Source organism: Westiellopsis prolifica IICB1 (assembly GCF_004323185.1).
GTDB classification, from domain to species: Bacteria; Cyanobacteriota; Cyanobacteriia; order Cyanobacteriales; family Nostocaceae; genus Pelatocladus; species Pelatocladus prolificus_A.
In genome coordinates, this window is record NZ_NAPS01000001.1 from 2,843,329 (window position 1) to 2,857,158 (window position 13,830).

A 13,830-nucleotide genomic window follows, 5' to 3' on the forward strand; every position below is an offset into this window, starting at 1 on the left:
TACATTGTTAATGTATCGGCTTACATTGTTAATGTATCGGCTTACATTATTTGAGAGACCCAGATCCCCGACTTCTTTAAGGATGCAGCTGGCGAATAGGGGGTCAAACCCCTCGTTCGCCCACAAATTGGTTGTAGAGACGCGCCATGGCGCGTCTCTACATCTGGTGGAATGACGAAAAATCGTCGGTGAGGGGTGTCACCCCTGATTCGCCAGCTGTATCCTTCAAGAAGTCGGGGATCTTTAGCACTCCTTTTACACCCCCACATCCTTATTTCATATCACTTGTAACGAAATGAAATTTGAGTGAATGTTACCATATTTAAATTTTTTCTTGCTCAAAGCAAAACTGCGATCGCTCACTCTCATCTACCAGTCCTAACCACAAAAATCTCAAACTACCCGCTTTCATTCCTCTTACTCTTCAGTTGTCAACTCAACAATTTCTCATATAAGCAACAAATCCCACAGCTAGCTCCCTGCTTGCGAAGCAAAAGACATGGCAAAGGAATGAAGACTATCTTCTGTTAACCGGGATTTAATTTTTATCTACAAGAAGCAAAACAATTAACTTAACAGAAAAAAATTGCCCAAAGTATTGTTAACAATTGTAAAAATCATGTCTTTAAGACTAGAAACATGATTTTTATCTAGTTAAACTAACAAAAAGAGTGGTGTGCTACTACTAATTAAAAAAAGGTATGGTTCTCTAGTCTAGATGATCCCTGTTCAACTAACTCTGAAAAATTTCCTCAGTTACCGTGATGCAACTTTGGATTTTCGCGGTTTGCATACGGCGTGTATTTGTGGTGCTAATGGCGCTGGTAAATCTTCTTTGTTGGAAGCGATCACCTGGTCAATTTGGGGGGAAAGCAGAGCCAATACTGAAGATGATGTTGTCCACACTGGTGAAAAAGAAGTTCAAGTAGATTTCATTTTTAGAACTAGCCAACAGCAAACCTATCGAGTAATTCGTACGCGCGCTCGTGGTGGTAGTAGTGTTTTGGAATTTCAAATCGAAACACCAAATGGGTTTCGTTCACTAAGTGGGAAAGGAGTCAGGGCGACTCAAGATGAGATTTTGCAGCATATTAAGCTAGATTATGATACTTTTATTAACTCTGCTTACCTGCGTCAAGGTCGAGCAGATGAATTCATGCTCAAGCGTCCGAGCGAACGCAAGGAAATATTAGCGGAATTATTAAAGCTTAATCAATATGATGAATTAGAAGAACGCTCAAAAGATTTATCACGTCAGTTTAAAGCCAAAGCCGAAGAGTTAGAACGCTCTTTGGAGTCGATGAAAATTCAACTCCAAGAACGAGAAGCGATCGCAACTCAACGAGTAACCCTAGAAAACGAACACAATCAACTCCAGCAAGTACAAGCTTTTGAAAATATCAAATTACAAAGTTTGCAAGTTGTCCAGCACCAACGGCAGAATTGGGAAGAACAACTAAATTTTGTCAGACAGCAATATCAGAACTTAACTCAAGATTGCGATCGCCTCGAACACGAACGGGAACGAATTGGAACTCAACTATCCACATTAGAAGAATTATTAGCTCAAGAAACCGAAATCACCGCCGGATACAGTCGATACCAAAATCTGCAAGCTCAAGAAGAAGCCATAAGTACCAAATTTGCAGAATACACCCGCGCTCAAACCACCCGTCAACAAAAGCAACACCAGCTTACCAAACAAATTCACGAAATAGAACGACAACTACAACAAGCCCAAGCGCAATTAGAAGCATTATCTCAGCAAGAGGCAGAAATTCAACATACTCTCAACAAATCGACTGAAGTCGAAGCAGCTTTGGCTAAATTGGCGATCGCGCGTCAACGTCTAGCTCAATTGGATGAACTGCAATTACAAGTTTCTCCCCTGCTGCAACAACGAGCAACTTTACAAAGTCAAATCCTCCGGGTACAAGCGGGATTGGTAGCACGATTAGAACAACTAGAAACTACAGAAAATCAATTACAATCTCAACAGCGACGCCAACCCCAACTGCAACAAGCAGTCATGGAAGTCGCAATCAAGATTGAAGAATTGGAGAAAAAGCGAGTTTATCTGCAACGAGTTCAGGAAAAAGGACAAGAACGGCGGAATTTTATTGAACGATTGCAAGCTCATCAACGGGATTATGAAAGATTATTGGGAGAATTAGAGCAAAAAATCCAAATGCTGCAAACTCCCAACGCCATTTGTCCTTTGTGCGAAAGGGGTTTGGATGAGCATCACTGGAATCGAGTTGTAGATAAAACCAAATCTGAGTATAAAGATACAGAAGGACAATTGTGGGTAGTTCGAGAACAGATGGCTGTTTCAGACAGAGAAATTCAGGTACTCAGACAGGAATATCGAGATATCTCTCAACAATTGTCTCCCTATGACACATTACGGGAACAAAGAGGACAACTAGCAGCTAAGTTACAAGCGACAAGTGATGTTGAACAACAATTACAACAGATTGCGGCTCAAAAACACCAACTCGAGCGATCGCTCCAACTAGGCGAATATGCACCCGACAAACAAACGGAACTTCAAGAATTAGAAAATTATCTGCAACAACTCAACTATAATGAGCAAGACCACGCCCTAGCTCGCAGTGAAGTAGAACGCTGGCGTTGGGCAGAAATTAAACAAGGACAGATTCGAGACGCTACCAAGCGCCAAGCTCAAATAGAAGCAAGAAAACCAGAACTGCAAGCACAAATTGACCAGTTGCAAGCAAGAATTAAGCAAGAAGTGATTAATTCGGAATGTGCGAAACAAATTGCCGCTTTAGATAATTTCATTACCGAACTTGGTTATGATACTGAACAGCATAATAACCTCCGTGTTGCAGTACGCAAAGCTCAAAGTTGGCAATTTAGACACCAACAACTACAAGCAGCACAACAGCAGTATCCGCAATTAAAAACTAGAGCGCAAGAATTAGAAGTTGCTTTACAAGCAAGATGGACAGAACGACAAAGATTAAAAAGCCAAATTGAAAGTATTATTAGTCAACTTGAGGAAACAGGCAATCCCCTAGCCCAAATTCAAGCTTTAGAACAGCACTTAGCAATTCGGCGACGCCAACTTGACGAACAAATCACCCAGTTGGGGCGCTTAGAACAAATGGCGCACCAGCTCGATATGCTACAAACTCAATACGAGCAACAGCAGCTAGAACAGCAACAAGCCAAAGAACAATACCGTATTTACCACGAACTTGCCCAAGCTTTTGGTAAAAATGGTATCCAGACACTGATGATTGAAAATGTCCTGCCGCAACTAGAAGCAGAGACAAATCAGCTACTTTCCCGCCTGAGTGCGAATCAGTTACATGTACAATTTGTGACACAAAAAGCTGGGCGTAACGGTAAAGCTACGAAGAAAAATAGCAAGTTAATTGATACTTTAGATATTTTGATTGCCGATGCGAGGGGTACGAGAGCCTATGAAACTTACTCTGGTGGGGAAGCGTTTAGAATTAACTTTGCGATTCGTCTAGCTTTGGCGAAGTTACTTGCACAACGGGCTGGCGCTGCTTTGCAAATGCTGATTGTTGATGAAGGCTTTGGTACACAGGATACAGAAGGATGCGATCGCTTGATTGCAGCGATTAATGCGATCGCCCCGGATTTTGCCTGTATTCTCACAGTAACGCATATGCCACACCTCAAGGAAGCTTTTCAAGCCCGGATTGAGGTGAATAAGAGTCAGCAAGGTTCGCAGTTGCGTTTGATGGTTTAACTTTTTAACGATACAATGGCGAATCTGCTTTGTTTGGACGGATGAGAACAATGCTTATGTAGTTGAGATAGTAGATTACCACTGACGCAAGTCAATAATATAGATTTAATGTACATAAAGATACAATTACAATATAGGAAAATTACCGAGAATAACTAGTTAACTAAAGGTTGACGCTTAGATGGATAATCAAGACCTCGTAAAGCAAAGACTCAGAGAAATAATGCTTGCTGGTGAACAAGGTCAAATAGAATTGAGTGAAAAATTGCACCGACAACACTACGACTTTGCACACAAATTAATTCCGTATGTTGTTCAAGATCATTTTGATGAATTAATCAGCAATCTCATTAACAACTCAGTTCAAGACTGGGTGATACAACTATGGAACAACTGTGGTGATGACGCTATCTTTAGCTACTGCACAGTGGTTCACCCCATATGCAACTTTACAAAGTTATCCGATGAAATTGGGTTGATTTACTTTATCATGCCTGCGCCCAGAGTCAACCCTGAAGCAGTATATACTGCTGTTGTCTTTCTAATGGATGATGATCCACCATCTGATTGGTTGCGCTCCTACTTCACCCTTGAATTAGGAGCATACATTACACCACCTATACACTGGACATTGGGAGAGTGGGATTACCAGGAAGAATTAACTCATAACAATCTAGGACAGTTTGAACTTGAGCCAACCCTTGAAAACTTCCTTGCAACTGTCGTTAGTGAAGCAAGAATTAGATGGGGTTGACTTATCCAAGATATTTATGCGTAAAGCGATCACCTGATTGCAGCGATTAATGCGATCGCTCTTTGTAGATAAGAAATCAAATACACAAAATAGTATAACTTCTGATACGCTACCCCTTGGTGTGTTTCTGGGAGTTTCAGCTTGCCAACCCAAAAGCAATCTAATACAGCGATTTTCGTATGTCAGTTACTTTCCAATTTGTACCAACCGATTCAAGTTTTCCGCTATGACCACAAATTAAAAACGCTTTACATTCAGGCTGGGACAACTGATGAAATTGCGCTCATAATTGATGAAGAGGGAATGTGGGACTTTGTTATATGATGTTGAATCTTGACCAAATGACAACACCTGAATTAAAGCGGTATCTTTCAGAGCATCGGAATAATGAGGAAGAATTTCGAGCAGCATTGCAAGTTCTCATCAGTCGTCGTGATCCGAATGCTCCTCGTCAACCCTATCCGTTCGATCTTGATGATCCCGAAAGTGAAATAGAAGCCATCTTAAGAGAAAAGTTGAATAAATCTGAATTTTGAGAACACTTCCTGCTAGTGAACAGGATGCGTATTGACAAATGAAGGGGTTACTAAAAACCGAAAAACCTGCACCAACCGATGAAGAGGTAGAAGCAATGTTAGAACAACATCGGCTGGAGAAGTATTTTTAGTGATAATTCTAATTGATAGTAGTTTTTTTCTAAATTACCTAACCTCCAAAGTGCGATCGCCTTCCTCAAATGTCAACAATTCCCGAATTAACCTAGCGGCTGCTTTTTGCAATAACTGACCTGCTATTTGCTGCCCCAAACGTTGTACACCTGGGTTAAACGCAATTTGCACAACTTGGGGTGCAAGCTGAGTTGGGTCAAAGCCACGGGTTTCGCGGAGAATATTTAATATTCGTTTAATATGCTCTAAAGTTTGTTGTTGTTCGTCTGTAGCTGCGGGAGTTTCGTTGATAGTTGTCACACCAACCCTTTCCCGCAGTAGATAGGTGAAGTTATGCAGAATATTTTTACTTAAAGCATCTGCACTTTTAATTAATTCATCAATCAGGCGATCGCGAATAAAACTACCACGTTCGGAACTCAGAAAATCAACTCCCTGATTCAACACCAAATTCAAATCATAATCTTGGTTGTTACGAGCATTGCGTAACAAGTTTTCCAAGCGGTTCCAGCGAAAACGATTTTCTTTAAATAATAAGTCTCTTAAGGATGCTCTTAATTCTGGTGCAGGATCGGTGAGTAATCGTTTAGCAACATAGGGATAAGCTTCACTCAATACCTTAAAGTTAGGATCGATATAAATAGCAATCCCTTCCAATGTCACCAAAGAACGAATAATTAAAGCGTAATAGGGAGGAACACGGAAAGGATACTCATACATCAAAGCTGAGAGTTCATCGGTGATACTTTTGATGTTTAATTCCGCAACGCTAGCACCTTGAGCATCAGCAAATACTCGCGCAAATGCAGGAATAATTGGCGTTAAATCTGTCTCTGGTGAGAGAAAATCTAGCTTCACATAGTCGTTAGCTAAACCCTCAAAGTCGCGGTTAACAACGTGGACAATCGCTTCAATTAAGCCATAACGCTGGGGTGGCTGAATTTCGCTCATCATCCCAAAGTCTAGATAAGCTAATTTTCCATCACGGGTGGCGAGCAAATTACCAGGATGAGGATCGGCGTGGAAAAATCCGTGTTCTAGTAACTGTCGTAATGAACACTGTACCCCGACTTCAATTAAGTAGCGAGCGTCTATACCTTTGGCGTTAATCTCTTGTGTATTAGTTAGCTTCGTACCTTCAATCCACTCCATCGTCAACACACGACGATTGGTGTATTCCCAGTAAATTTTCGGTACATAAACGTCTTTTAAATGACCATACAACTGATAAAAGCGCTCAGCATTTTCTCCTTCATGAATATAATCCATCTCTTCAAAGATGCGATCGCCCAATTCATCGAGGATACCTACCAAGTCACTGCGGATACGTTTAAATTGCTTCTGCGCCCATCCTGCTAGCCGACGCAGGATATATAAATCAATAGTAATACGTTCACGCAAGTCGGGACGTTGGACTTTAACGGCGACTTCTTCACCTGTATTGAGCTTACCTTTATAAACTTGTCCTAAAGAAGCAGCTGCTATAGGTTCTGGTGAAAGTTCGGTGTAAATTTCGTGAGGTGGTGCGCCTAGTTCTTCTTGGATAAACTGGTAGGCTATTTCATTCGCAAAAGCAGGTAATTTGTCTTGTAATTGTGTTAGTTCCTCTAAAAACATCGGAGGAACTAAATCTGGTCGAGTAGATAAAGCTTGCCCAATTTTAATGTAAGCAGGCCCCAACTTCGTCAGCATTTCTCGCAACTGAATTGCCCGACGACGGTCATTTTTAACAACAACTCCCCGTTTAGTATCCCACCATATACCCAAAGCAAACCTAATTGCTGGCGTTAGTACAGTAATGATGCGTCGTAAAACTTGTAGGGGACGACTTCCATAATATGTTGCTATCCTCTGAGGATTGTATTGTAAAGCTTCAGATTCACTTTTTGAAATCACCAGCGCCTTACTTGTTTGGTCTTCCTCCGGTACTGGTAAACTCACAATCGACGTTTTTGTAGCATCTTCTGGAACTACTTCATAATCTATTTGCAGGGAAGTAGGGGAAACAGTTTTCGCATTCATGAACTTACCACCGCATCGGAGTTAACTTGTTAAGTATTGTAACAACTTGTCAGAAGGTTAAGTGCGCCAACATATAAAAATCAAACTAAACTAGTTTTGGTATCCCTAAAAAAGCTAGCTTGTGAACATTGCAAGGTAGAAACACACAATCTTTAGTATCCTTGAAGTAAAAATGATCTGGCGTCTACCCTGACGGATAATTTGATCGATATTTTGGGGAAACCCCCATAGACAAAGCAAGCAGCTACCTACGGAACCCACTGCGTGTGGAAGCGCAGGGTAGACCCCGCTGTCTCACCGCAAAGTGTCCACAAACTTTTGGCAAAATCCAAAATCCATAGACGCGTAAGCGGCTTCTCGTAGAGTAATCTAAAATCTAAAATCGAATGACTCAATGTTATCTCTATTGCGAATAGAAAATTTTGCCCTGATTGACCAATTAGAACTAGAATTTGGCGCAGGATTAAATGTATTGACAGGCGAAACCGGCGCGGGAAAGTCGATTATCTTGGATGCGATTGATGCAGTGTTGGGCGGAAAGGTTTCTAGTCGCGTGATTCGCACTGGTACAAATCGGGCAATGGTAGAAGCAACTTTTACTTCTAATTCTGCTTTAATAGCCTGGTTAACTGAACAAGAAATAGAATTAATTGAAGAAAATTATATATTTATTAGTCGAGAAATTACAGCTACTTCAGGAAAAATACGGAGTAAATCGCGGGTAAATGGAGTGTTGGTAAATCAGCAGTTGATGTCAGAACTGCGCGATCGCCTAGTGGAAATCACTGCTCAAGGGCAAACAGTTTTATTCGGACAATCTGCCCAAATTCGCGATTGGTTAGATGCCTACGGTGGTGAATCTATTTTGCAACAACGTCAAGAAGTTGTCACTGCTTTTAGTGCCTACCAGCAAGTACTCAAAGCCTTAGAAAAACGCCGGACATCAGAACGGGAACGCTTACAACAACTGGATTTATTAACTTACCAAGTCAAGGAACTAGGAGAAGTTAACCTCAGTGAACCCGATGAACTCGAACAACTCCAACAAGAACAGCAACGCCTCAATCATGTCGTCGAACTCCAGCAGATGAGTTATAAAGTATACCAAGCTTTATACCAAAACGATGGAGAAGACCCAACCGCTACAGATTTGCTGGGAGACAGCGAAGTAACGTTAACTGACATGGTTGAATACGACTCCCAGATGCAACCACTGTTAGATATGGTGAGGGATGCTCAAGCTACAGTAACGGAAGTATCTAGGCAAATTAATGCTTATGGGGAAAGTTTAGAGGCAGATCCCCAGCGATTGGAAGAGGTAGAAGCCAGAATTCGTGAATTAAAGCAAGTTTGTCGCAAGTACGGGCCGACACTTGCGGAAGCGATCGCCTATTACCAGCGCATCCAAGCCGAGTTAGCCGAACTCAATGATAGTGAACAATCAATAGAAGGTTTAGAAATTCAACAAGCTGAGTGTTTAGCAAAACTGACACAAGCCTGTCAACAGTTAACACAATTACGTCATACCGCCGCAGCGAAATTAGAAGCCAAACTGATCAAGGAACTAAAACCTTTGGCGATGGAAAAGGTACAGTTTCAAGTCGAAATAGCACTTATTCCTCCCACAATTATGGGTGCAGACAAAATCACATTTATGTTTAGCCCCAACCCAGGAGAACCACTACAACCTCTATCAGAAACAGCCTCTGGTGGAGAAATGAGTAGATTTCTGCTGGCGCTGAAAGCTTGTTTTTCCCAAGCACAGACGACGGGAACAATGGTATTTGATGAAATTGATGTGGGTGTATCGGGAAGAGTAGCCCAGGCGATCGCCGAAAAATTATACCAGTTGAGTCAGTTTCACCAAGTATTATGTGTGACACACCAACCTTTAGTTGCTGCCATGGCTGATCGGCATTTTCGCGTCGATAAGCAGGTGATCAATCAAATTAAAGGTAAGAAAGAACACAATGGTTCCAGTGAAGAACGTACTGTTGTGCGTATTAGTAACTTGGATAACTTAAACAAACGTCGGGAAGAACTAGCTCAGTTAGCTGGTGGTAAATCAGCCCAAGAAGCGATCGCTTTTGCAGAATCTTTGCTAACACAGGCTGCAAATCACCGTCAAAAAAAGGGGGGTGTAAGAGTGTAATTTCCTCCTACACTCTCAATACTGCAAGGGATAAAACTAGGGTTAATGTATTTTTCTTGGTGTCTTGGTGTCTTGGTGTCTTGGTGAAAAATCAACTTTTGAAACACATAGACGCGCCAGCGGCTACCTACGGTAGGCGCGTTAGCGACTTCTGCAAGTAGCCACTCCGTGTCGAAGCGCAGGGTAGACTCTAAGACACGAAGGTGAAAAGCGTCAACTCACCGTTCTGGTAGAGTGCGGGGATGAATGCTGCTCTAGCTAAAACCTTAACTGAACTGTATTGGCTGATAACCAAACCAGAGAATTACCCCAGTTAGCAATAAACACAATATCCCTGCTAATCCAGCTAGGGGTTTTTTGTTCTTACCTGTCACCCAGTCTGAGATTTTGTCGGTGTAATTAATCAGTTGGGCTGTATCTATACAGGCTATAGCCCATATCCAACCGGCGTGTAGTCCCCAAGCTAAACCCAAGTTATTGCGATCGGCAAACCGCGCCAGTACTAACACCATTCCCATCAGCCATAGTCCGGGAAGTTGAGGTTTTGTTTCTTGTTGCTCCCAAACTAAGTGCAATATGGCAAATATCAGACTAGATACTATTGCTGCTAGCCAAACTGGATAATTTTGCTCTAATTCTGTAAATAAAAATCCCCGAAAAACTAATTCTTCAATACCACCTACAAATAAAGCTATCAATAAAATAGGTAGCACAATTGATGGTAATTGCTTGATATTGGCGTATTCAAATTTACACCATCCTAGCCAAAATTGGCATGTAAAAACCACCGCTAAACTCAATATACCTAGACTAAAACCAAGGGCGACGGAATTAAGGATTGAAATATTGGCTATCAAGCCGTAATCTGAGATCGGTGTTTTCGTTAGCCAAGTGATGAGCCAAAAAATAAAAGGTATTAGTAAATAAAGTGACAATAATAAAGGTAACTTTTGCTCTGATTTTAAGGGTTGGTTGGGTTTCCAGTTGAGGAACATAGATAACAAAGCTGCGATTGGGAACCAACATCCACCCCAAGCAATAAAAAAAGCCATCACTACAATCAAACTTGGTGCATTTTCCAAAAATGATTGCAAATTATAGAGTGATGACTTTAAGGAGGCTATCAAAATTGGATAAAAAAACACGACAGACTTCTCGCAATCCTAGATTTACAGCTTGTGGAGAGAAAAGCCTTCACGATATTGAGCAATTTGTAACCAGGGGTAGCGATGCTCACGCCTTTTCTTGAACCTTTAGTACTACTTGCTTTTTTGCTTTTCTCTCTGCTCAATCAAGCTTCTACCAAATTCGGTAACTTTTGCAAGAGGTCTAATCGTTGATTTTTATCTCAAAAAAATTAAACACTAGTAAGCTTTTTCTGGCTTACCAAGGGGAAAGGTTATTAAGTATTCACTCTTCACTTTCTCCCTACCATTACAAAATTTACTCTTCTTCTTCTTCAATCTCATCTTCCTCTATATCAATGTCTTCATCTGACTGGAGTTCTTTTTTGTCACTATCTACTTGAATGAGGTGAATGTGCTTGTATCCTAGCTTAATTTCAAATTCGTCACCTGGCTTTAAACCCATTGCTTTGGTGTATGTTGCACCGATGACAATTTGACCATTTTGATGAACACTAACTCGATATGTCGGTTCACGACCACGTCCATCTTTTGGTGCTTCTGGACTTAAGGGAATTCCCCTAGCGGATAGCAAAGCATCATAAAAATCAGTCAGATTTACACGAACCTGATTATTTTTCGTAACAGTATAATAGCCACACTGTTTTGCTCTTTCTCGACGTGGTAGATTGGAAAGCTCTTTTACTTTTGCAAGCAGTGCTTTTCCGGTTAATGGTGCGGTTGCAGTTTCAGTCATTACGCTCAAAATTTCCTTACTCTCTCCAAACTATTCAAAGGTGTAGTTCTCTGCGTCAGGAACTTTTGGTGATCCTCACAAAAGTTGCTAACAAACCCAGAAAATTGTCAAACTCCTACTTCTAATCAGCCAAGATCATCTTTTATGGTTGCCCATAATTTATTAGAGTCCCAGTTGTTGCAGGTATTTATTTGGGTAATTTTACGGCACATTTAACCATCATTTGCCATCGAAAACGAAATATTTTCTTTGCTGATGCTATGGCGACGGTGTCATTTTAAGCCATCTTTACAAACGAGTCGAGTTCCACTACTTAATCAGCCGTAGACTCAATAATTAGCAAGAATTTCCTTATGCTTACCTCAAGCTTAAAACAGCATAGTATTGTCATAAGGTTGTTGAGCATACACTCTTTGATCCTGCCAATCGAGACGAATTAATTTCATCTCTGACCATCACGAATAAACAAAGCAGCATCAGCCGCACTTGATCGGCTATTTGGACTGGTTTTGTTACTTCGTAATTTTATATTAAATACTAACATGCGATCATAATAGCAAAATAATTGTTTAAGTTTGAATTAAATTTATTGTTAGACTTTAAATCTTATATCCTTTATCTTGGGAAAACAAAAAGCGGCGAGGATTTTCCTGCCGCTTTATTGCCGTTGTGAGTATTGATGTGTGGATTTTATAAAAATTCATCTAATATAGACAAGGAGTTTTGACCAGAGACTTCGATGATCGAGTTTGTTGATTGAGACCAGACAAAATCTTTCAGAGTACTATGCTGCTGATTAATTACCTCACCATGTTCATCAGCAGCGATCACAATTCTACATAACTAAAAAAAACAACACTTTGCGACGAAAGGAGGAATTTGTACAGCTGTTTATTTGACTTATTGTAGAAGTGCGGGAAAAGGGTAAAGGAAAATATAAACCCTTTAAGCTTTTAGCCTTCAACTTTAGCAACTCTTGCAAAAATTATTTTTGTAAGAGTTTGATTGATTTATGTTAACGTCAACATAAAGTTATATTCTATAGGTAATTGGATGTACGAGTTGACAAAACTGTCTATAATCCCATAAAGAGCTTCCCCAACTAGGATTTTTATGCTTATCCTGGAACTATATATCAGTAACTATTTAATGATCAACATGTTAACAGCTAGCTTTGAAATAGGAGTAGTTAGAGCATAGCTCGTTGGAGCAACCTCGTTTGGTTAGGAGTAAAAGTTAAAAATTATAAGGTCAAAGGCTCAAGATTAAATAAGTAAGTCACCACAAATGTAGAGACGTGCCATGGCTCGTCTCTACTCGTTGGAGTCGTCATTTGTCATTGGTTATTAGTAAGGATTTTAGGCCTATTTACCTTTCGTAACATGGTTAGGTTTATTCCCACCGACTTACTTAGCAAAGGGATTTGATTGATTCATTCTTTCCCCCTTTTGGTTTTCTGTTTTTCCTACTGTAGACACAAATTAGTGTAGCCTATACAATTTTTTGACTTCTGTAAAAGTCTCTTTCCTATGTAAATGTGATAATTTCAGGATTTAGGTTGGTAAAATATGGAAGTAATTTTTAAAGTAATTCGACAGCAACATAATTCTTCTGCTAACGTACAAACTTACCCTTTACAGGTAGAACCAGGTAATACAATCCTTGATTGCCTCAATCGAATTAAGTGGGAACAAGACGGAACTTTAGCATTTCGCAAAAATTGTCGCAATACAATTTGTGGTAGCTGCGCTATACGAATCAACGGACGTTCTGCTCTTGCTTGTAAAGAAAATGTTGGCAGTGAAATTTCTAGATTGCAAGAGTTAGCAGCACACACAGGTAAGGTAAATGCGATTCCAGAAATTACGATCGCTCCCCTTGGCAATATGCCTGTAATTAAAGATTTAGTAGTGGATATGAGCGATTTTTGGGATAACCTAGAGGCGATCGCACCCTATGTGAGTACAGCTAGCAGACAAGTACCAGAAAGAGAGTTTCTACAAACACCAGAAGAGCGATCGCGCCTGGATCAAACTGGTAATTGTATTATGTGTGGAGCTTGCTTTTCTGAATGCAATGCCTTTGAAGTCAATTCTAAGTTCGTTGGTCCCCATGCTCTTGCCAAAGCTTACCGAATGGTAGCCGATAACCGCGATACTGAAACAGAAAACCGCTTAGAAAAATATAACGAAGATACCCAAGGTGTTTGGGGTTGTACTCGTTGCTTTTACTGCAACAGCGTCTGTCCAATGGATGTTGCTCCCTTAGATCAAATCACCAAAATTAAACAAGAAATTCTCACCCACAAGCAAAAAAGTGACAGCCGTTCAATTCGCCATCGCAAAGTATTAGTAGAGTTAGTCAAAGCAGGTGGATGGATTGACGAGAGAAAGTTTAGTTTACAAGTAGTCGGTAACTATTTTCGGGATTTAAGAGGATTGCTTGGTATTGCACCCTTGGGTTTACGGATGCTTGCTAAGGGTAAATTTCCCCTTTCTTTTGAACCCTCCCAAGGAACTCAACAGGTGCGATCGCTCATCGAGGCGATAGAGGAAGCAGGGAATAGGGAATAGGGATCGGGGATCGGGGAGTGTGGGGAGTGTGG

At 40.7% G+C, this 13,830-nt stretch carries 9 protein-coding genes; 6 read left to right on the plus strand and 3 right to left on the minus strand.

All coding sequences use genetic code 11. From position 1 onward, the window contains the following. The first annotated feature begins 718 nt into the window (after nt 1-718). From sbcC to B4U84_RS11790, 4 genes are all read left to right on the plus strand, one after another. The gene (sbcC, locus tag B4U84_RS11770; protein ID WP_131118006.1) at nt 719-3,748 is read left to right on the plus strand and encodes an exonuclease subunit SbcC; all 3,030 of its coding nucleotides are present in this window, start codon (nt 719-721) and stop codon (nt 3,746-3,748) included. A gap of 181 nt (nt 3,749-3,929) precedes the next feature. Then, a complete protein-coding gene (locus B4U84_RS11780; RefSeq protein ID WP_131118009.1) occupies nt 3,930-4,502 on the plus strand; it encodes a hypothetical protein in 573 nt (190 codons plus the stop codon). 141 nt (nt 4,503-4,643) lie between these two features. Then, on the plus strand, nt 4,644-4,826 hold the full coding sequence (locus B4U84_RS32110) for a DUF6888 family protein (protein ID WP_131118013.1): 183 nt from the start codon (nt 4,644-4,646) through the stop codon (nt 4,824-4,826). Then, nucleotides 4,823-5,038, plus strand: coding sequence for a DUF6887 family protein (locus B4U84_RS11790; protein ID WP_131118015.1), 216 nt, complete (start codon nt 4,823-4,825; stop codon nt 5,036-5,038). Before B4U84_RS32110 ends, B4U84_RS11790 begins: the two co-directional genes overlap by 4 nt. Nucleotides 5,039-5,203: 165 nt before the next feature. Here the strand turns inward: B4U84_RS11790 and B4U84_RS11795 are convergent, their stop codons facing one another. Continuing rightward, complete coding sequence (locus B4U84_RS11795; RefSeq protein ID WP_131118018.1) at nt 5,204-7,192, minus strand: ABC1 kinase family protein; 1,989 nt, start codon at nt 7,190-7,192, stop codon at nt 5,204-5,206. 394 nt (nt 7,193-7,586) lie between these two features. Here B4U84_RS11795 and recN point away from each other — a divergent pair, with 394 nt between their 5' ends. Next, nucleotides 7,587-9,344, plus strand: a complete 1,758-nt coding sequence (recN, locus tag B4U84_RS11800) for a DNA repair protein RecN (protein WP_131118021.1) — start codon at nt 7,587-7,589, stop codon at nt 9,342-9,344. Nucleotides 9,345-9,610: 266 nt separating this feature from the next. Here recN and B4U84_RS11805 read toward each other — a convergent pair whose 3' ends face one another. Together B4U84_RS11805 and B4U84_RS11810 are read right to left on the minus strand one after the other, a co-directional pair. Beyond that, entirely contained in the window at nt 9,611-10,489 is an 879-nt protein-coding gene (locus tag B4U84_RS11805; RefSeq protein ID WP_131118024.1) for a CPBP family intramembrane glutamic endopeptidase, read from the minus strand. Nucleotides 10,490-10,787: 298 nt separating this feature from the next. Beyond that, nucleotides 10,788-11,225, minus strand: coding sequence for an AbrB/MazE/SpoVT family DNA-binding domain-containing protein (locus B4U84_RS11810; protein WP_017313133.1), 438 nt, complete (start codon nt 11,223-11,225; stop codon nt 10,788-10,790). A gap of 1,568 nt (nt 11,226-12,793) precedes the next feature. Between B4U84_RS11810 and B4U84_RS11815 the strand changes: the two genes are divergently transcribed. Continuing rightward, on the plus strand, nt 12,794-13,798 hold the full coding sequence (locus B4U84_RS11815) for a succinate dehydrogenase/fumarate reductase iron-sulfur subunit (RefSeq protein WP_131118027.1): 1,005 nt from the start codon (nt 12,794-12,796) through the stop codon (nt 13,796-13,798). Nucleotides 13,799-13,830 lie beyond the last annotated feature (32 nt).